At 62.7% G+C, this 18562-nt stretch carries 15 protein-coding genes; 11 read left to right on the top strand and 4 right to left on the bottom strand.

All coding sequences use genetic code 11. The features are described 5' to 3' along the window. Nucleotides 1-18: 18 nt before the first annotated feature. The 4 genes from AC07R1_RS27550 to AC07R1_RS27535 form a co-directional block, all read right to left on the bottom strand. The gene (locus AC07R1_RS27550; RefSeq protein ID WP_011063683.1) at nucleotides 19-306 is read right to left on the bottom strand and encodes a YceK/YidQ family lipoprotein; all 288 of its coding nucleotides are present in this window, start codon (nucleotides 304-306) and stop codon (nucleotides 19-21) included. Then, on the bottom strand, nucleotides 299-931 hold the full coding sequence (gene ubiX / locus AC07R1_RS27545) for a flavin prenyltransferase UbiX (protein WP_011063684.1): 633 nt from the start codon (nucleotides 929-931) through the stop codon (nucleotides 299-301). The genes AC07R1_RS27550 and ubiX overlap by 8 nt, the downstream gene beginning before the upstream one ends. After that, complete coding sequence (gene mpl / locus AC07R1_RS27540; protein ID WP_011063685.1) at nucleotides 928-2277, bottom strand: UDP-N-acetylmuramate:L-alanyl-gamma-D-glutamyl-meso-diaminopimelate ligase; 1350 nt, start codon at nucleotides 2275-2277, stop codon at nucleotides 928-930. Before mpl ends, ubiX begins: the two co-directional genes overlap by 4 nt. Nucleotides 2278-2408: 131 nt before the next feature. Further along, the gene (locus AC07R1_RS27535) at nucleotides 2409-4331 is read right to left on the bottom strand and encodes a sigma-54-dependent Fis family transcriptional regulator (RefSeq protein ID WP_011063686.1); all 1923 of its coding nucleotides are present in this window, start codon (nucleotides 4329-4331) and stop codon (nucleotides 2409-2411) included. A gap of 375 nt (nucleotides 4332-4706) precedes the next feature. On the opposite strand from AC07R1_RS27535, the gene exaC reads away from it, so the two are divergent. The 11 genes from exaC (at nucleotide 4707) to AC07R1_RS27480 (ending at nucleotide 18554) form a co-directional block, all read left to right on the top strand. Then, nucleotides 4707-6227, top strand: coding sequence for an acetaldehyde dehydrogenase ExaC (gene exaC / locus AC07R1_RS27530; RefSeq protein ID WP_011063687.1), 1521 nt, complete (start codon nucleotides 4707-4709; stop codon nucleotides 6225-6227). A gap of 177 nt (nucleotides 6228-6404) precedes the next feature. Then, a complete protein-coding gene (gene eutH / locus AC07R1_RS27525) occupies nucleotides 6405-7685 on the top strand; it encodes an ethanolamine utilization protein EutH (RefSeq protein ID WP_011063688.1) in 1281 nt (426 codons plus the stop codon). A gap of 25 nt (nucleotides 7686-7710) precedes the next feature. After that, a complete protein-coding gene (locus AC07R1_RS27520) occupies nucleotides 7711-9147 on the top strand; it encodes an ethanolamine ammonia-lyase reactivating factor EutA (RefSeq protein WP_011063689.1) in 1437 nt (478 codons plus the stop codon). A gap of 29 nt (nucleotides 9148-9176) precedes the next feature. Continuing rightward, a complete protein-coding gene (locus AC07R1_RS27515) occupies nucleotides 9177-11372 on the top strand; it encodes an ethanolamine ammonia-lyase (RefSeq protein WP_495111139.1) in 2196 nt (731 codons plus the stop codon). A 51-nt stretch (nucleotides 11373-11423) separates the two neighbouring features. After that, nucleotides 11424-12818, top strand: a complete 1395-nt coding sequence (locus AC07R1_RS27510) for an ethanolamine ammonia-lyase subunit EutB (RefSeq protein WP_495111138.1) — start codon at nucleotides 11424-11426, stop codon at nucleotides 12816-12818. A gap of 11 nt (nucleotides 12819-12829) precedes the next feature. Next, on the top strand, nucleotides 12830-13654 hold the full coding sequence (gene eutC, locus AC07R1_RS27505; protein ID WP_041120010.1) for an ethanolamine ammonia-lyase subunit EutC: 825 nt from the start codon (nucleotides 12830-12832) through the stop codon (nucleotides 13652-13654). Nucleotides 13655-13760: 106 nt separating this feature from the next. Further along, a complete protein-coding gene (locus tag AC07R1_RS27500; protein WP_011063693.1) occupies nucleotides 13761-14219 on the top strand; it encodes a GNAT family N-acetyltransferase in 459 nt (152 codons plus the stop codon). 242 nt (nucleotides 14220-14461) lie between these two features. Beyond that, a complete protein-coding gene (locus AC07R1_RS27495; protein ID WP_011063694.1) occupies nucleotides 14462-15118 on the top strand; it encodes a DedA family protein in 657 nt (218 codons plus the stop codon). A gap of 5 nt (nucleotides 15119-15123) precedes the next feature. Continuing rightward, nucleotides 15124-15936, top strand: a complete 813-nt coding sequence (locus AC07R1_RS27490) for a M90 family metallopeptidase (RefSeq protein ID WP_053160168.1) — start codon at nucleotides 15124-15126, stop codon at nucleotides 15934-15936. Nucleotides 15937-16153: 217 nt separating this feature from the next. Then, the gene (gene ppa / locus AC07R1_RS27485) at nucleotides 16154-16681 is read left to right on the top strand and encodes an inorganic diphosphatase (RefSeq protein ID WP_011063696.1); all 528 of its coding nucleotides are present in this window, start codon (nucleotides 16154-16156) and stop codon (nucleotides 16679-16681) included. A gap of 550 nt (nucleotides 16682-17231) precedes the next feature. Beyond that, the gene (locus AC07R1_RS27480) at nucleotides 17232-18554 is read left to right on the top strand and encodes a UDP-glucose dehydrogenase family protein (protein WP_495111137.1); all 1323 of its coding nucleotides are present in this window, start codon (nucleotides 17232-17234) and stop codon (nucleotides 18552-18554) included. The last annotated feature ends 8 nt before the right edge of the window (nucleotides 18555-18562 follow it).

Raw genomic sequence — 18562 nt, 5'->3', positions numbered from 1 at the left:
CGGCTTGCCGGCGAAGCACTACAACCCGCCCGTTGCCTGAAACCCCACCCCCAATACCGTCAGCACCGACAGCGGCAGCAACAGGGTATCGAGCAGGGCACTGGCTGGCAGATCCACGCCAGGATAGCTCGGTGCCTCGGCGCCAAAGCGGTCCATGGCGCAGCACCCACCCTGCATCGCATACAAGTCCAGGCGCGTCCCCGAATACACCACCGGCGCCCCGGGCTGGGCGGCATTCAAGGTCCGGGCCGTGGCACAGCCGCCCAGTTGCAGGGCGGCCAACAGCACCAGCAGGGACTTACTCATCGCTGCTCAGATGATGCTCGCCCCAGCGCGGCAACATGTCCTGCGGGATGTTCAACAGATTGAGAATCCGCGCGACGACAAAATCCACCAGGTCATCGATGGTCTGCGGCTGGTGATAGAAGCCCGGCGAGGCCGGCAGAATGGTCACGCCCATGTTCGACAACTTGAGCATGTGCTCCAGGTGGATGCTGGAGTACGGCGCCTCGCGAGGCACCAGAATCAACTGCCGGCGCTCCTTGAGGGTCACGTCCGCGGCGCGCTCGATCAGGTTGTTGCAGGCACCGGTGGCAATCGCCGACAAGGTGCCGGTGGAGCACGGCACCACTACCATCGCCGCCGGCGAGCCGGAGCCCGAGGCCACCGGCGACATCCAGTCCTCCTTGCCATAAACGCGGATCTGCCCCGCCGACGCACCGGTGTATTCGGTGAGGAAGGCCTGCATGGTCTGCGGCTTGGGCGGCAGGGTCACATCGGTTTCCGTGGCCATGACCAATTGCGCAGCCTTGGAGATCAGAAAATGCACCTCCCGGTCCTCACGCACCAGGCAGTCCAGCAGGCGCAGGCCGTACTGGGCGCCCGAGGCACCGGTCATGGCCAGGGTGATGCGTTCCGGGCCGTTGTTCATCGCAGCGCCTCGGCCAGTTTGCCGTGCAGGCCGCCAAAGCCGCCGTTGCTCATGATCACCACCTGGGTGCCCGGCTTGGCCTGGCTCTTCACCCGCTCGATGATGCCTTCCAGAGAGTCGCTGACAATCGACGGCACCGTGCACAAGGCCGCCGTGGCGGCCAGGTCCCAGCCCAGGTTGGCCGGGGCATACCAGATCACCTGATCGGCCTGGTTGACGCTTTCCGGCAGGCCATCGCGGTGCGCGCCAAGCTTCATGGAGTTGGAGCGCGGCTCGATGATGGCGATCACCGGGGCATCGCCAACCCGCTTGCGCAAGCCATCCAGCGTAGTGGCGATGGCCGTCGGGTGATGGGCGAAGTCATCGTAGATGGTCACGCCATGCACTTCGGCGACTTTCTCCATGCGCCGCTTCACGCTCTTGAACGCGCTCAGGCCGGCAATGCCCATCGACGGCACCACGCCCACATGGCGTGCCGCAGCCAGGGTGGCCAGGGCATTGGCAACATTGTGCTGGCCGGTCAGCTCCCACTCCACCACGCCCTGGCTCACGCCTTCGAACATCACCTCGAAGGCCGAACCGTCGGCGCTCAGCAACTTGACCTGCCACTGGCCACCGGCGCCGGTAGTCTGCACCGGGGTCCAGCAGCCCATCTCGATCACCCGCTGCAAGGCAGGCTCGGTGGTGGGATGGATCACCAGGCCTTCGCTGGGAATGGTCCGCACCAGATGGTGGAACTGCCGCTCGATAGCCGGAAGATCAGGGAAGATGTCCGCATGATCGAATTCCAGGTTATTGAGGATCGCGGTCCGTGGGCGGTAGTGGACGAACTTCGAGCGCTTGTCGAAGAAGGCGCTGTCGTACTCATCAGCCTCGATCACGAAGAACGGCGTACCGCCCAAGCGCGCGGAGACGGCGAAGTTCTGTGGCACGCCGCCGATCAGGAAGCCCGGGCTCATGCCCGCATGCTCCAGGACCCAGGCCAGCATGCTGCTGGTGGTGGTCTTGCCGTGGGTCCCGGCCACCGCCAGTACCCAACGCCCCTGCAGCACATGGTCGGCCAGCCATTGCGGGCCGGACACATAGGGCAGGCCCTTGTTCAGCACGTACTCCACCGCCGGGTTGCCGCGGGACATGGCATTGCCGATCACCACCAGGTCCGGCGCCGGGTCCAGCTGGGCAGGATCGTAGCCCTGGGTCAGCTCGATGCCCTGGGCCTGCAACTGGGTGCTCATCGGTGGATACACGTTAGCGTCGGAACCGGTGACGTGATGGCCCAGCTCTTTGGCCAGAACCGCCATCGACCCCATGAAAGTGCCGCAGATACCGAGAATATGGATGTGCATAGTCGACCTCGAAAAACATCGGCGCAGGTTAGCGTAGAGGGCTGCAAATCGCACCCATTAGCTGACCGGGAGGTTGCTGCTGGCCTGCGCTGGCGCAAGCCCGACGGGCCAGCAGCGGCCGGCAGCTCGGACTATCGCGCGATGCCGTGCTTGCGCAGCTTTCTATAGAGGGTGTTGCGGCTCACGCCCAACTGCTCGGCGGTATGGGTCATGTGCCAGCGCTGCTGCTCCAGGGCCGCCAGCAACGCCACCCGCTCGGCATCCTCCAGTGGCCGCTCCGGCACCTCTGCTTCCGCTTCGCCCAGCGGCGCCGGGCGGCTGTGGCGGATCAGCGGCGGCAGATCATCCAGGCCAATGCGGCCGTTTTCACACAAGGCCGCCAGGGTACGCAGCACGTTGCGCAATTGCCGCACGTTACCCGGCCAGGAATAACTCAACAGGCTCTGGCGCACCGCGTCCTCCAGCATCACCGGCTGGCCGCCCGCCTCTTCGGCCAGGAGGAAATCCAGCAACTGGGATTTGTCGCTGCGATCGCGCAAGGCCGGCAAGGCGATCTCCAGGCCATTGAGCCGGTAATACAGGTCCTCACGGAAGCTACCGTCGCGCACCCGCTCCAGCAGGTCACGGTGGGTCGCGCTGATGATGCGCACGTTGACCGGTTGCGGCTCGCCGCCGATCGGCACCACCAGCCGATCCTCCAGTACCCGCAGCAAACGGGTCTGCAGGGCCAGGGGCATATCGCCGATTTCATCGAGGAACAGGGTACCGCCATCAGCCTGCTGCAACTTGCCGCGCATGCCCTCCTTGCGCGCCCCGGTAAAGCTGCCGCCGCGATAACCGAACAGCTCGCTCTCGATCAGGCTTTCCGGGATAGCCGCGCAGTTGAGCGCGACAAAGGCCTTGCCCGCCCGCGCGCTGCCCTGGTGCACCGCCTTGGCGAAGGCCTCCTTGCCGGAGCCGGTCTCGCCATTGATCAGCAACGGCACATCGCGCTCGAACACTCGCGAGGCGCGGCGAAAATCGTTTTGCAGGCCGTCATCCCCCAGGCAGATCCCCGAGGGCCGCGCCGGCGCAATGGCCTGCGGTGCCCGCAGCACCGCTGGTTGTGCGGCCGGCTGTGGCTGGCCGCGCAACAAGGCGAACAGGCGTCGCCCGTCCCGGGTGCGCAATGGCCAACTGGCGCTGGCATTGATACTGGCGCGGCCGAGCAGTTCATCCAGGGAGCAATCGAAAAAGCTTTCCACCGGCTTGCCCAGCAACCCGCCACGAATATGCCCCAGCAGGTTCAGGGCGCTCTGGTTCACCGCACAGATCCGGCCATCGCCATCGAACGCCAGCAGGCCCTCGCTGAACAGCCCCACCGACTCCGCCTGCAGATGAAAGCGCAGCAGCCATTGGTTCTCGAAATAACGCAGGAAATAGCAGCTCTCGATCATCTTCGCCGACAGATTGACCAGGGCCATGGTGTGGAACTGGCTCTGCCGGGACACGTCCTGGCGCGCCGACGACACATCCAGCACCGCCAGCAACTCGCCATGGGGGTCGAACACCGGGCTCGCAGAGCAGGTCAGGCCGGTGTGCCGGCCGCGGAAATGCTCGCCCTGGTGAATGGTCAGCGGCTGGCGCTCCACCAGGCAGGTGCCGATGCCGTTGGTGCCCTCCCGGGCCTCGCTCCAATCGGCGCCCAGCCACAGTCCGGCATGCTCGAAGATCTTGCGTTCGCTGGGGGCGGTAATGCAGTTGAGGATCACGCCCCGGGCATCGGTCAGCAGCACCGCATGCCCGGCGCCGGACAGTTGTTGGTGCAGGTTGGCCATCTCGGTGCCGGCAATCTGCAAGACATCTTGCAGGCGCTCGCGGCTCTCCAACAGGCGGCCATGTTCAAGCACCGTAGGGGCCATGACCTGGGCCGGGTCGAGATGATAGTCCTCGAGGCAGCGCAGCCAGGAGCGGGCAATGGAAGGATCGCTGCCCGGGCCCTGCAAATGAGCCTTGCCCTGGGCCACGGTGAGCACCTGCTGGGCATGCCGGCTCAAGTAATTGCTAGTGTGCATTTCTTATTATTCTCCTGCTGCGCTGTCACGCTCAGACGAAATACTGTCGCCACTGCCGGGCTGCAATCGACTATGAAGGAGGAATGCTCATCAGACTTGTCCGACAAGATTCGACACGCGAACCAGCATCCTCCAGGCGCTGCTGCATTGCAATGCCGGCTTGACTCCCGAGTCACAGGTTGTGCCACTTAGGTTACAAACTGTCACTCAAGCCTGTACCGGATCCGTCACAGCGCCCCGTAGCGGTCCCCTCGAAACATCCGCAAACCCTTGATGCATATGGCCTGTAGCACGCTGGCCCGACCTTTGCTCTACGCTTGATATGCGCTACGGCGCGTCCTCCCCCATAAGCATAAAAGCCAGGAGATACCCACCATGCGTTACGCACACCCCGGTACTGAAGGCGCTATCGTTTCGTTCAAGAGCAAATACGGTAACTACATCGGCGGCGAGTTCGTCGCGCCTGTCAAAGGCCAGTACTTCACCAACACCTCGCCGGTCAACGGCCAGCCGATTGCCGAATTCCCCCGCTCCACTGCCGAAGACATCGACAAGGCCCTGGACGCCGCCCATGCCGCCGCTGACGCCTGGGGCGCGACCTCGGTGCAGGCGCGCTCGCTGATCCTGCTGAAGATTGCCGACCGCATCGAACAGAACCTCGAACTGCTGGCCATCACCGAAACCTGGGACAACGGCAAGGCCGTGCGCGAAACCCTGAACGCCGACATTCCCCTGGCCGCCGACCACTTCCGCTACTTCGCCGGTTGCCTGCGGGCCCAGGAAGGCAGCGCTGCGGAAATCGACGGCAACACCGTGGCCTATCACATCCATGAACCCCTGGGCGTGGTCGGGCAGATCATTCCGTGGAACTTCCCGATCCTGATGGCCGCCTGGAAACTCGCCCCGGCCCTGGCAGCGGGCAACTGCGTGGTACTCAAGCCCGCCGAGCAGACCCCGCTGGGCATCACCGTGCTCATGGAAGTGATCGGCGACCTGCTGCCACCCGGCGTACTCAACGTGGTGCAAGGTTTTGGCCGCGAAGCCGGCGAAGCCCTGGCCACCAGCAAGCGCATCGCCAAGATCGCCTTCACCGGCTCGACTCCGGTGGGCTCGCACATCATGAAGTGCGCCGCCGAGAACATCATTCCGTCCACCGTGGAACTGGGCGGCAAGTCGCCGAACATCTTCTTCGAAGACATCATGCAGGCCGAGCCCAAGTTCATCGAAAAGGCCGCCGAAGGCCTGGTGCTGGCATTCTTCAACCAGGGTGAAGTCTGCACCTGCCCATCCCGCGCCCTGGTGCAGGAATCGATCTACGACGAATTCATGCAAGTGGTGATGAAGAAGATCGAGCAGATCAAGCGTGGCGACCCACTGGACACCGACACCATGGTCGGCGCCCAGGCTTCCGAGCAGCAGTTCGACAAGATCCTCTCCTACCTCGACATCGCCAAGAACGAAGGTGCGCAGCTGCTCACCGGCGGCAAGGTGGAAAAACTCGAGGGCGACCTGTCCAGCGGCTACTACATCCAGCCGACCCTGCTCAAGGGCACCAACAAGATGCGCGTGTTCCAGGAGGAAATCTTCGGCCCGGTGGTCAGCGTCACCACCTTCAAGGACGAAGCCGAAGCCCTGGCGATCGCCAACGACACCGAGTTCGGCCTGGGTGCCGGGGTCTGGACCCGCGACATCAACCGCGCCTACCGCATGGGCCGCGGGATCAAGGCCGGCCGCGTCTGGACCAACTGCTACCACCTGTACCCGGCCCACGCCGCGTTCGGTGGCTACAAGAAATCCGGCGTCGGCCGTGAAACCCACAAGATGATGCTCGACCACTACCAGCAGACCAAGAACCTGCTGGTGAGCTACGACATCAACCCGCTGGGCTTCTTCTGATCGATCCTCCCGGCGGCCCAGGCCGCCGGGAGGCCTTTTCGCGGCCCTGCCGCACAGGTTCACCTGCTCTGATCCGGTGCCGACGGCTTGCCGGACGGGACACTGCTGTCGGAAGTTCTGCGCCAAACCAGTCGTGCACAGACCCTGCTTGAAAAACAATAACAAGGGACAAACGCAATGGATCAGATCGGCAACTACGTGCTCTACCTCATCATGCTCTGCGCCGTACTTGGCGCCTTCGCCGCCATTTATGACAGCGAGCGAGGCCTGGGCAAGGAATTCATGGAAGGCATCCACGCCACCGGCTACATCTTCGTGCCGGCCGCGGGCATCATGGCCTCCATCCCCTATCTCACCGTGGTCATCGAAACCGTCTTCGGACCGTTCTTCAATTCCCTGGGAGCCGATCCGGCCCTGGCGGCGACCATGATCATCGCCTCGGACATGGGCGGCTATCAGCTGGCCTCGGCCCTGGCCGCCAGCAAGGAAGCGCTGGTAATGGCGCTGATCACCGGCTTCATGGGTGGCGCCACCATCGTCTTCTCGATCCCCATGGGCCTGGCGATGCTCGACAAGCGCGACCACAAGTACATGGCCCTGGGGATCATGTCCGGGATCCTCACCATTCCCGTGGGCGTAATGATCGCCAGCCTGATCCTGGCCTTCAGCAACCCGCAGGTACGCGAACTGGTCAGCACCAGCGGCGAAGCCAGCTACCAACTGGCCCTGGGCCTGGGCAGCATCTTCGCCAACCTGCTGCCGATCCTGATCTTCGTCGTGGCCCTGGCCCTGGGCCTGCGCTTTTTGCCGGACATGATGATCAAGGGTTTCATCATCTTCGGCCGGGCCATGGACGCGGCGATCAAGCTGGTACTGGTGTTCTCCATCGTCGAGTATTTCACCGGGGCCTTCTCCGCGGTGTTCGGCGGCTGGGGCTTCCACCCGATCATCGCCGACGCCGAGGACCAGACCCGCGCCCTGGAAACCGCCGGCTACATCGGCATCATGCTGGCCGGCGCCTTCCCCATGGTCTACCTGCTGCGCAAGTACCTGGGCAAGCCCCTGGAAAACCTCGGCGGCAAGATCGGCCTCAGCGCGGTAGGCAGTGCCGGCATGCTGGCCACCATCGCCAACATCCTGGCCATGTTCCGCCTGGTGCGCTTCATGCCGCCCAAGGACAAGGTGGTGAACATCGCCTTCGGTGTCTGCGCCGCCTTCCTGCTGGGGGACCACCTGTCCTTCACCGCCAACTTCCAGCCGACCATCATCCTCCCGGTATTGATCGGCAAGATCAGCGCCGGCTTCGTCGCGGTGGGACTGGCCTATTGGCTGTCGGTGCCCAAGGCCCTGCAACTGGAAGCCCAGGACCGGGCTGCCGGAATCATCGGCGAAGGCGAGTACCTGGGCGGCACGGCCCTGGAAACCCCGGAACCGGCAGGCCAGAAGGCCACGGCCTGACTCCGGCGCGGCGAGGAACGCCTGCATGCAAGCCTTCACCGGCGGCGCCCAGGTCTTGCTGCTGGGGCTGGACTTCGGGTCCACCACCAGCAGCGTGCTGATTGCCCAGGCCAGCCTCAGCAGCCACTGCATCACCGGGCGCATGGCCCTCAACGAACCCCGGGTGCTGTTTCGCGGCGACCCGGTGTTCACGCCCTTCAAGGACGAGGTCATCGATGAAGCCGCGATCCGCGGCCTGATCGAAACCTGGCTTGAACAGGCGGACGTGCGCCCGCAGCAGTTGTTTTCCGGCGGGGTGATCATCACCGGGCTGGCGGCCCGGCGGCACAACGCCCAGGCCCTGGCGCAACTGGTGGGGCAACTGATCGGTAACGCACTGATCACCCGTGCCGACGATGGCGGGCTGGAGTCCTGGCTGGCGTTCATGGGCAGTTGCTCGGCCCTGAGCCGCTTTCACGCGCAGCAGCCCATGCTCAACCTGGATATTGGCGGTGGCACCACCAATGCCGCCTGGGGCCTGGAGGGCAATGTGCTGGCCAGCGGTTGCCATTTCATCGGTGCCCGGCACCTGCAATTCGAGCCGGGCAGCTATCGGCTCAGCGGAATGTCGGAGTTCGGCCGGGCCCTGCTCGATCACCTGGCGATTGGCAAAACATCCGGGCAACTCCTCGACAGCTCACAACTGCAGGCCGTGCTGGATTGGTACATCGACGCCCTGCTGGCGCTCGTGTCGGGGGACCGAGCGTTCTTCGCCAGCCCGCTGGGCCGGTTGACGGAGCAACTGCCGCTGAACCTTCCGGCTCACGAACCTGATGTGGCGCTGACCTTTTCCGGTGGCGTCGGCGAGTTGCTGTATCGGCACTTGCAGGGTGAAACCCTGCCCGGCACCACCCACTACGGCGACCTGGGCATCGACCTGGCCCTGGCCATTGCCCGCCAGCCGCGGCTGGTGCGTGACGCCCGCCGCCTGGTCCCGGAAAACCGTGGCCGGGCCACGGTCTACGGGCTGACCCTGCACAACACCGAAATCTCCGGCAGCACCTTGTTCCTGCCCCGGCCCGAAGCACTGCCGCTCAAGGACCTGCCCATCGTTGCCCGTCTATCGGTGCGCGCCTCCCGGCAGCAACTGGAGGCGGCCCTGGAACTGGCCCTGAGCAGCCGCGACGGTGCCTGCCTGCAACTGCTCGATGGCGGCCAGGCGCCAGGCCTGGAAGAAATACGCCACCTCGGCGCCCTGCTGTGCCGGGCCCTGGGCACTGCCCGCCCGGCTCCCCAATGGCCGCTGGTGCTGCTGTTGGAGAGCAACGTCGGCAAGGTCCTGGGCAACTACGCCACGGATTGGGGGCGCAGTTCTTGCAACCTGATCGTCATCGACGAAGTACGTGAACGTTCGGCGCACTTCATCAATCTGGGAACACCCCATCAGCACATAGTGCCCGTCGCCTTTTACGGTGTGCACTGATGCCGATGCCGGCCAAGGAGAGTCTTGCCATGTCACTCACCGAACTGCAGCACATCCGCCTTCCCGTCGTCCCGGCCGAACGTGGCTACAGCACCCGGGTGCTGGATCGCCAGATCGCCTTCGACAGCCTAAAGGCGGTGCTCGGCGCCGCCGACATCAGCAAGGCCGGGGACCGTGTGGCGGGGCTGGCCACCGTGGATGAAATCACTCGCGAAGCAGCGCGCAAGGTGCTCTCGGAACTGACCCTGGATCACTATTTCCAGCACCCGCTGACCGACCGCCACGGCCATATCGACAGTGTCATGCAGGTCAACTACGACATCGACCACGAAGTGTTCGGGGAAATCGCCCCTCTTACCCTGGGCGCCCTGAAAGATCGCCTGCTGCGCAGCCACGGCACCGAAATACGCCGCATCGGCCGCGCCCTGACCGGGGTGATGGTGGCCGCCCTGGCCAAGCTGCTGGATGTGCATGAACTGATCCTGCTGTCGAAAAAGCTCAAGAGTGGCGCGGCCGCCAAGGCCCGAACCCTGGTGGGCCTGCCCGGCACCCTGTCGTCGCGCCTGCAGCCCAACCATCCCACCGACAACCTCAGCGGCATCACCCTGCTGGTCTACACCGGCCTGAGCATGGGCTCGGGGGACGCGTTGATCGGCCTCAACCCGGCCATCGACACCGTGGACAACATCAGCGCCACGCTCCACCACCTGGACAAGCTGCGCCGGGAAACCGGAGCACCCACCCAAATCTGCGTGCTGTCCCATATCAAGACCCAACTGGCCTGCCTCGACCAGGGCGCTCCAGTGGAGATCATGTTCCAGAGCCTGGCGGGCACCGAACGTACCCTGACCGACGAGTTCGACGTTACCGTGCAACTGCTGGACCAGGCCTGGCAGACCATGGCCGAGCGCGGCCCGCTGCGGGACGTGGCGGAAAACTTCATGTACTTCGAGACTGGCCAGGGCAGCGAGCTGACCTACGGCAAGCACGAAGGCATCGACATGACCACCTGCGAAGCCCTGTGCTACGGGCTTGCCCGGCGCTACCGGCCGTACATGGTGAACAACGTCACCGGCTTCATCGGCCCGGAAACCCACCTCGACAACTTCGAGATGACCTACTCCTGCCTGCAGGACCAGTTCATGGGCAAGTTGCTGGGTCTGCCCATGGGCATGGCCCCCTGCTACACCCTGCACTCGCAAGTAACCCTGGAAGGCCAGCAGATGGCCACCGAGTTGCTGACCGCGGCCGGGGCCAACTTCTTCATGGACGTGTACCTGAGCACCGACCGCATGCTCGCCTACTTCGACACCAGCGCCCACGACAACCAGACCCTGCGCGAGGTGCACGACCTGGCACCGGCCCCGGAATACCTGCGCTGGGCCCTGGGCAAGGGGATTTTCCAGGAAGACGCCCACGGCAACGTGGAACGCGGGCCGAACTGGGGCAACCCGAGGATTTTCTGCCAGTCGGACATCGACTTCCAGCGCCTGCTGGAATCCACCCCGGCCACCTACGGCTTCGACAACGCCGGACCGCGCCCGGCCAACAGCGTGTCGCGTACTGTGCGCGCCAACCTGGCAGTGGCCCGCGAGGCAATCTACGTCGACTTGCGCCCCAGCGAAATCGGCGCCATTGCCCTGCGTGAGTTGCGCACCGCCGCCCCGGACAAGCTGGCCCATCTGCAAGACCCGGAGCTGGGCGCGCGGCTGACCGAGGAAGTGCTGCGGCGCCTTAAACCGGAATACAACGACGTGCAGATCGTGATTTCCGACGGCCTCAGTGCCGAGGCCATCCACCACAACATTCCCGAGCTGCTGCCGGTGCTGCTGGACGGCTTGCACAGCCGCGAGCTGCGCATCGGCCAGCCGATCCTCGCGCCCTATGGCCGGGTCAAGCTGGCGGAGTCGGTGGGCGAGGCCCTGCAACCCCAGCTGATCATCGTGCTGATCGGCGAGCGGCCCGGCGGCGATGCCCTGGCCTCACGGAGCATGTCCGCCTACCTGGGCTACCGCCTGCCGGACGAGCAGGCGCGCCGCGCCGCCGCCCAGTTCAGCGGCAATGCCGACATTCGCTATGAATACACCGTGATCTCGAACATCTACAGCGGTGGCCTGCCGCCGCTGGAAGGCGGCAGCCTGGTGGCGGAAAAGGCCTTTGCCATCCTCCATCACCGGGCTGCCGGCAATCGTCTGGAAAACCTGCTGAAGAAGGTGGCATCCTGATGATCCGCCAGCACTCGGCAACGCCCCTACATCGTTGAAACGGAGACTGAGATGGCCCAATTTTCCCACAGCGTAGGTTCTCAGACCTATCGCTTCGACAGCCTCAAGGACGTCATGGCCAAGGCCAGCCCGGCCCGTTCCGGCGACTTTCTGGCCGGGGTTGCCGCCCTCAACGACGGCGAGCGGGTTGCCGCCCAGATGACCCTGGCGGATATCCCCCTCAAGCACTTTCTCGAAGAGGTGCTGATTCCCTATGAGTCCGACGAAGTCACCCGGCTGATCATCGACACCCATGACCGCGAGGCCTTCGCCACGGTCAGCCACCTGACCGTGGGCGGCTTTCGCGACTGGCTGCTCAGCGACTCCGCCGACGAACAGAGCCTGCGGGCCCTGGCGCCGGGCCTGACCCCGGAAATGGCAGCCGCGGTGTCGAAGATCATGCGCGTGCAGGACCTGATCCTGGTGGCGCAGAAGATCCGCGTGGTGACCAAGTTTCGCGGCACCCTGGGGCTGCGTGGACGCCTGTCCACCCGCCTGCAGCCCAACCACCCCACCGACGAGCCGGCGGGCATCGCCGCAAGCATTCTCGACGGCCTGCTGTACGGCAACGGCGACGCAATGATCGGCATCAACCCGGCCACCGACAGCATCGCCTCGATCTGCGCCATGCTGGAAATGCTCGACGCCATCATCCAGCGCTACGAGATCCCCACCCAGGCCTGTGTGCTGACCCACGTCACCACCTCCATCGAGGCGATCAATCGCGGCGTGCCCCTGGACCTGGTCTTTCAATCGATTGCCGGCACCGAAGCGGCCAATGCCAGCTTCGGCATCAACCTCAACGTGCTCCAGGAAGGCTACGAGGCGGGCCTTAGCCTGAACCGCGGCACCCTGGGGCAGAACCTGATGTACTTCGAGACCGGCCAGGGCAGCGCCCTGTCGGCCAACGCCCACTTCGGCATCGACCAGCAGACCTGCGAAACCCGCGCCTACGCCGTGGCCCGGCACTTCAAGCCGTTCCTGGTCAATACCGTGGTCGGCTTCATCGGCCCCGAGTACCTGTACAACGGCAAGCAGATCATCCGTGCCGGCCTGGAAGACCACTTCTGCGGCAAGCTGCTGGGCGTGCCCATGGGCTGTGACATCTGCTACACCAACCACGCCGAAGCCGATCAGGACGACATGGACAACCTGCTGACCCTGCTGGGCGTGGCAGGAATCAACTTCATCATGGGCATCCCCGGGTCCGACGACATCATGCTCAACTACCAGACCACGTCCTTCCACGACGCGCTCTATGCCCGGCAGACCCTTGGCCTGAAACCCGCTCCCGAATTCGAGCAATGGCTGGCCAGGACCGGCATCTTCACCCAGGCCGACGGCAAGGTGCATTTCGGCAACAACCTGCCGCCGGCTTTCCGCCAGGCGCTGGCCCAGTTGGGATAAGGAACAGGCTCATGCAAAAACACCCCACCGATTCGCAGAACCCCTGGCTGGAACTGCGCCGCCTGACCCCCGCGCGCATTGCCCTGGGCCGTACCGGCACCAGCCTGCCCACCGATGCTCAACTGGACTTCCAATACGCCCACGCCCAGGCCCGGGACGCCGTGCACCTGCCCTTCGACCACGCCGGCCTGAGCGCTCAATTGGCCGAGCGCGGCCGTGACAGCCTGCTGCTGCACAGCGCCGCCACCGACCGCCACAGCTACCTGCAACGCCCCGACCTGGGACGCCGGCTCAGTGACGACTCGGCCCAGGCCCTGCGCGACTATGCCAGCGCCCATCCCGGCGGGTTCGATCTGGCAGTGGTGGTAGCCGACGGCCTGTCGGCCCTGGCGGTGCATCGCCATACCCTGCCATTTCTGGCACGCATGGAGGAACAGACCGCCGCCGAAGGCTGGTCGCTGTCGCCCGTGGTGCTGGTGGAACAGGGTCGGGTGGCGGTGGCCGACGAGGTCGGGCAACTGCTGGGGGCGAAGATGACGGTGATCCTGATCGGCGAACGCCCGGGGCTCAGTTCCCCCGACAGCCTGGGGCTGTATTTCACCTACCAGCCGAAAATCGGCCTCACCGACGCCTATCGCAACTGCATCTCCAATGTGCGCCTGGAGGGCCTGAGCTACGGCATGGCCGCTCACCGCCTGCTCTACCTGATGCGTGAAGCCTGCCGCCGCCAACTGTCGGGGGTGAACCTCAAAGACGAGGCGCAAGTGCAGACCCTGGACAGCGACGAGCCGGCAGATATGAAGGGCAACTTCCTCCTGGGCCCGCCCCAAGCGTGATTTTGCAAGACGATTGCGCTTTTTCGCCGCTTTGGGCAGCATCGCAACACGGCTGCCCGAGTCATCCAACCTGTGCCGTCACATCCACTTGAAGTTGAGAGCCACCATGCGGATTACTCAAGCAACCCTCGAGCACCTGGATCTGTTGACCCCCTTATTCGTCAAATACCGCGAATTCTATGGCGCACTGCCCTACCCGGATTCGTCCAGGGCCTTCCTGGAAAAACGCCTGCGGCGCAAGGAATCGGTGATCTACCTGGCCCTGGCCGACGACGACAGCAACAAATTGCTGGGCTTCTGCCAGCTGTACCCGAGCTTTTCCTCCCTCTCCCTCAAGCGTGTGTGGATTCTCAACGATATCTACGTTGCCGAAGACGCCCGGCGCCAGCTGGTGGCGGACAACCTGATGCGCACCGCGAAGAAGATGGCCAAGGAAACCAACGCCGTGCGCCTGCGGGTGTCCACCAGCAGCAACAACGAAGTGGCACGCAAAACCTACGAGTCCATGGGTTTTCGCGAAGATACCGAGTTCAAGAACTACGTCCTGCCCCTCAGCGACGACTGACTCTGCAGACAGCGGCCCCAGGGCCGCTTTGGTATTTCCGCCCCTGACGCGCGCCCTCCCGGCAACCTACCAAGCACCGGCCAAGCCGAAACGCCCCGCTACAATCTGAACACGCATTTCACTTGTCAGCCCTTATAATGCCGACCTTTTCGGATCGTAAGAAAAGCTACACACCCCTGTAGTCCCTTTCTCCGAGTCATCGCACAGGCCTGCCGAGCCAGGCTGTCATCACAGGTGCCCCAATGGATTTCAACCCGATCGACCTAATCCTTCATCTCGACGTTTATCTCGACATGCTGGTGACCAACTACGGGCCCTGGATCTACGCCATCCTGTTCCTGGTGATTTTCTGTGAGACGGGCCTGGTGGTAACCCCCTTCCTGCCCGGCGACTCCTTGCTGTTCATCGCCGGCGCGGTGGCCGCAGGCGGCGGCATGGACCCGGTGCTGCTGGGCGGCCTGCTGATGCTGGCGGCGATCCTTGGCGACAGCACCAACTATGTGATTGGACGAACGGCAGGGGAACGGCTGTTCAGCAACCCCAACTCGAAGATCTTCCGTCGCGACTACCTGCAGAAAACCCACGACTTCTATGAAAAGCACGGCGGCAAGACCGTGACCCTGGCGCGCTTCCTGCCGATCATCCGCACCTTCGCGCCCTTCGTCGCCGGCGTGGCGCGCATGCCTTACCCACGGTTCTTCGCTTTCAGCGTGGCCGGCACCATCCTCTGGGTCGGCGGCCTGGTGACCCTGGGCTACTTCTTCGGCAACGTGCCCTTCATCAAGAAAAACCTCTCGCTGCTGGTGGTGGCCATCATCCTCCTGTCCCTGGTGCCGATGATCATTGGCGTACTGCGCAGCCGTTTTGGCCGCAGTACCGAAAAAGCCGAAACCCGCTAAGCACCATGTGGTCCCTCAGCGCCTGGCGCCGCAAGCGCCGGCTGGCCAGGCACCCGGTCAGCGATGAAACCTGGCAGCGGGTACGCCAGCACCTGCCCTTCCTCGACGGCATCAGTGCCGCCGAGGACCAGTGGCTGCGCGAGGCCAGCGTGCTGTTTCTCGACGACAAGCACCTCACCGCCCTGCCCGGGGTCGAGCTGCATCAGGAACAGCGCCTGCTACTGGCGGCCCAGGCACAGCTGCCGCTGCTGCACCTGGGGGACCTGAACTGGTATCAGGGCTTCCACGAAATCATCCTTTACCCCGACGACTTCCTCAGCCCGCAACGCCATCGCGACGCCAGCGGTATCGAGCACGAATGGGATGGCGAGCACAGTGGCGAAGCCTGGCAGCAGGGGCCGATCATCCTCGCCTGGCCCGGAGTCCTGGCCAGCGGTGGCTGGGAAGCCTACAACCTGGTGATCCACGAACTGGCCCACAAGCTGGACATGCTCAACGGCGACGCCAACGGCCTGCCGCCGCTGCACAGCGACATGCGGGTCAGCGAGTGGGCGCAAGTGATGCAAAGCGCCTACGACGACCTCAACCACCAGTTGGACCGCAATCCGGACGCAGAAACCGCCATCGACCCCTACGCCGCGGAAAACCCGGCGGAATTCTTCGCCGTCACCAGCGAATACTTCTTCAGCGCCCCGGACTTGCTGGTGGCGGCCTATCCGAAAGTCTATGCACAACTACAGCTGTTTTATCGGCAGAATCCACTGGCCCGGTTACAGCAACTTCAAGCAGAAGATCCGGTCTATCAAACGCACCACTAATGTCCTGTCGCGCTATTTAAGCTGTTCATCTGAAGACCGGTTACCTGACAACCAGGCCGCCGGTCGCTCGGTAAACCCGAACACGCCCGCGACACAGTACAACCAAGGTTCTACGACCCTTGGTACGTGGCATCGGTAGCGGAGTGTGTCTATAATCGCCGCCACTTTTTGGTCAATCCGGCCAAGTCATTTGGTCAACTAACGGGGGCAACGCCCAATGAGCTACAGCAAGATTCCGGCGGGCAAAGACCTGCCGAACGACATCTACGTCGCTATCGAAATCCCGGCCAACCACGCGCCGATCAAGTACGAAATCGACAAAGACAGCGACTGCCTGTTCGTTGACCGCTTCATGGCCACCCCGATGTTCTACCCGGCCAACTACGGCTTCATCCCCAACACCCTGGCTGACGACGGCGACCCCCTCGACGTACTGGTCGTGACCCCTTACCCAGTAGCGCCAGGCTCGGTGATCCGTGCCCGTCCAGTGGGCATCCTGAACATGACCGACGACGGCGGCGGCGATGCCAAAGTGATCGCGGTACCACACGACAAGCTGTCCCAGCTGTATGTCGACGTGAAGGAATACACCGACCTGCCAGCCCTGCTGCTGGAACAGATCAAGCACTTCTTCGAGAACTACAAAGACCTCGAAAAAGGCAAGTGGGTGAAGATCGACGGTTGGGGCAATGCCGATGCAGCCCGCGCCGAGATCCTGAAGTCGGTTGCTGCCTACAAAGGCTAAGAAGCAGCGTTAAGCTTCGAGCGACAAGCTTCAAGAGAAAGCCCCGAGTGATCGGGGCTTTTTCGTACCTGTTCCCCCATCGCAGTCGTCTTGCCAGCCAACAAGGCCGCACCAAACACGCATCCGGCAACAAATTCCCACGCACTATTTTCGTCCCGAGGGCCTCTGGATAGCGCTTCGCACTGGGAATTGCCGGCGAATATGCGTATGCTGCGCCCCACATTTGTGCGTCGACCCTTCCTGCGGTCAGATCGCCCGACGAAGCGGATGACTTTCCTGCCCAGTCCCACAGCCAGCCGCAAGAGCTGGGTGTACGTTTTGAAGGCTGGTGCGGTTTACCAAAAATGAACCAAGCCAGTCCCCGAGAAGCCGGCCACAAGCCGGCTTTTTAATTACACCGAAATAATCCTACCCAATTCTAAAATCTCCCTGATAGCCTATGCACAAAAAGGTCTGGAACCAACAAAGTACGGGGCAAAAAACACCGAGCACCGCCTAGCCCCCCCCTGCTACAGGTCATATCTGCAGTTTTTCTAGGAAAGGATTATTTATGAATGTCACCGTTTTCGGCACGGGCTATGTTGGGCTTGTCCAAGGAGCTGTGTTGGCTGAAGTGGGACATCATGTGGTGTGCGTTGATGTTGATCGAAATAGAATCGAAAACCTGAAAAAAGGAAAGATTCCGATCTATGAACCGGGTCTAGAGACCCTAGTAACAAATAACTACGCGGCTGGTCGCCTACAGTTCACGACCGATGCAGCCGAAGGTGTGATGCATGGTGACATCCAGTTCATCGCGGTAGGTACACCTCCCGACGAGGATGGCTCAGCCGACCTCAAATACGTCCTGACGGTAGCTGAAACCATCGCGACAAACATGCAAAACTCGAAAATCATCATCAACAAGTCGACCGTACCAGTAGGTACAGCTGACAAAGTGGGGGCGTGTGTTGCCACAGCCCTCTCCAAACGCAACAGAGCTGATCTTGGTTTCGATGTTGTTTCAAACCCAGAGTTTCTGAAAGAAGGTTCTGCGGTAGCAGACTGCATGCGTCCTGATCGTATTGTGATTGGAACGGCGAGCAAACGCTCTGAAGATGCTATGCGCGAACTCTATGCACCCTTCAACCGCAACCATGAAAAAATAATTACCATGGACGTTCGCAGCGCGGAGCTGACGAAATACGCAGCCAACTGCATGCTTGCAACAAAAATCAGCTTCATGAACGAAATGGCCAACTTGGCGGAAAGACTGGGTGCCGATATTGAAATGGTTCGCCAAGGCATTGGTTCCGATCCGCGCATCGGCTATCAATTTATATATCCAGGTGCAGGTTATGGCGGCTCCTGCTTCCCCAAAGATGTCCAAGCCCTGGTTCGAACCGCTGAATCCATAGATTTCGACGCAAGGGTTCTCAAAGCTGTCGAGCATCGTAATAACGAACAAAAGCGCGTCTTATACCAAAAAATACTCAACCACTTTAAGGGTGAGCTAAGAGGTAAGGTCTTTGCGCTTTGGGGTCTGAGCTTCAAGCCCAATACCGACGACATGCGCGAAGCTCCAAGCAGGGTATTGATGGAAGCGCTATGGGCAGCCGGAGCTATTGTTCAAGCGTTCGACCCAGAAGCAATGAGTGAGACGCAGCGGATTTATCAAGACAGGGCCGACCTTCGCCTATGCCTAAGCAAAGAGGCGGCACTGGAGGGAGCGGATGCCTTGGTGATCATTACCGAGTGGCAGGCGTTTAAAGCTCCCGATTTCGGGCTGATTTCAGCGAAACTTAGTCAGCCGGTTATTTTTGATGGTCGGAACTTATACGAACCGACAAGAGCAAGGGACTTGGGCTTTGAATATTATGCAATTGGTCGCTAGTAAAGACT

The sequence above is a fragment of the Pseudomonas sp. GW821-FHT07F01 genome (assembly GCF_059418825.1).
Note: the sequence above shows the minus strand (reverse complement) of the source record. Positions and strands in the feature narration are given on the sequence as shown.

Bases quoted from the DNA above. Each gene is read 5' to 3' on its own strand.
- AC07R1_RS27550 (WP_011063683.1), bottom strand. From the start codon at position 306: ATGAGTAAGTCCCTGCTGGTGCTGTTGGCCGCCCTGCAACTGGGCGGC.
- ubiX (WP_011063684.1), bottom strand. From the start codon at position 931: ATGAACAACGGCCCGGAACGCATCACCCTGGCCATGACCGGTGCCTCG.
- mpl (WP_011063685.1), bottom strand. From the start codon at position 2,277: ATGCACATCCATATTCTCGGTATCTGCGGCACTTTCATGGGGTCGATG.
- AC07R1_RS27535 (WP_011063686.1), bottom strand. From the start codon at position 4,331: ATGCACACTAGCAATTACTTGAGCCGGCATGCCCAGCAGGTGCTCACC.
- exaC (WP_011063687.1), top strand. From the start codon at position 4,707: ATGCGTTACGCACACCCCGGTACTGAAGGCGCTATCGTTTCGTTCAAG.
- eutH (WP_011063688.1), top strand. From the start codon at position 6,405: ATGGATCAGATCGGCAACTACGTGCTCTACCTCATCATGCTCTGCGCC.
- AC07R1_RS27520 (WP_011063689.1), top strand. From the start codon at position 7,711: ATGCAAGCCTTCACCGGCGGCGCCCAGGTCTTGCTGCTGGGGCTGGAC.
- AC07R1_RS27515 (WP_495111139.1), top strand. From the start codon at position 9,177: ATGTCACTCACCGAACTGCAGCACATCCGCCTTCCCGTCGTCCCGGCC.
- AC07R1_RS27510 (WP_495111138.1), top strand. From the start codon at position 11,424: ATGGCCCAATTTTCCCACAGCGTAGGTTCTCAGACCTATCGCTTCGAC.
- eutC (WP_041120010.1), top strand. From the start codon at position 12,830: ATGCAAAAACACCCCACCGATTCGCAGAACCCCTGGCTGGAACTGCGC.
- AC07R1_RS27500 (WP_011063693.1), top strand. From the start codon at position 13,761: ATGCGGATTACTCAAGCAACCCTCGAGCACCTGGATCTGTTGACCCCC.
- AC07R1_RS27495 (WP_011063694.1), top strand. From the start codon at position 14,462: ATGGATTTCAACCCGATCGACCTAATCCTTCATCTCGACGTTTATCTC.
- AC07R1_RS27490 (WP_053160168.1), top strand. From the start codon at position 15,124: ATGTGGTCCCTCAGCGCCTGGCGCCGCAAGCGCCGGCTGGCCAGGCAC.
- ppa (WP_011063696.1), top strand. From the start codon at position 16,154: ATGAGCTACAGCAAGATTCCGGCGGGCAAAGACCTGCCGAACGACATC.
- AC07R1_RS27480 (WP_495111137.1), top strand. From the start codon at position 17,232: ATGAATGTCACCGTTTTCGGCACGGGCTATGTTGGGCTTGTCCAAGGA.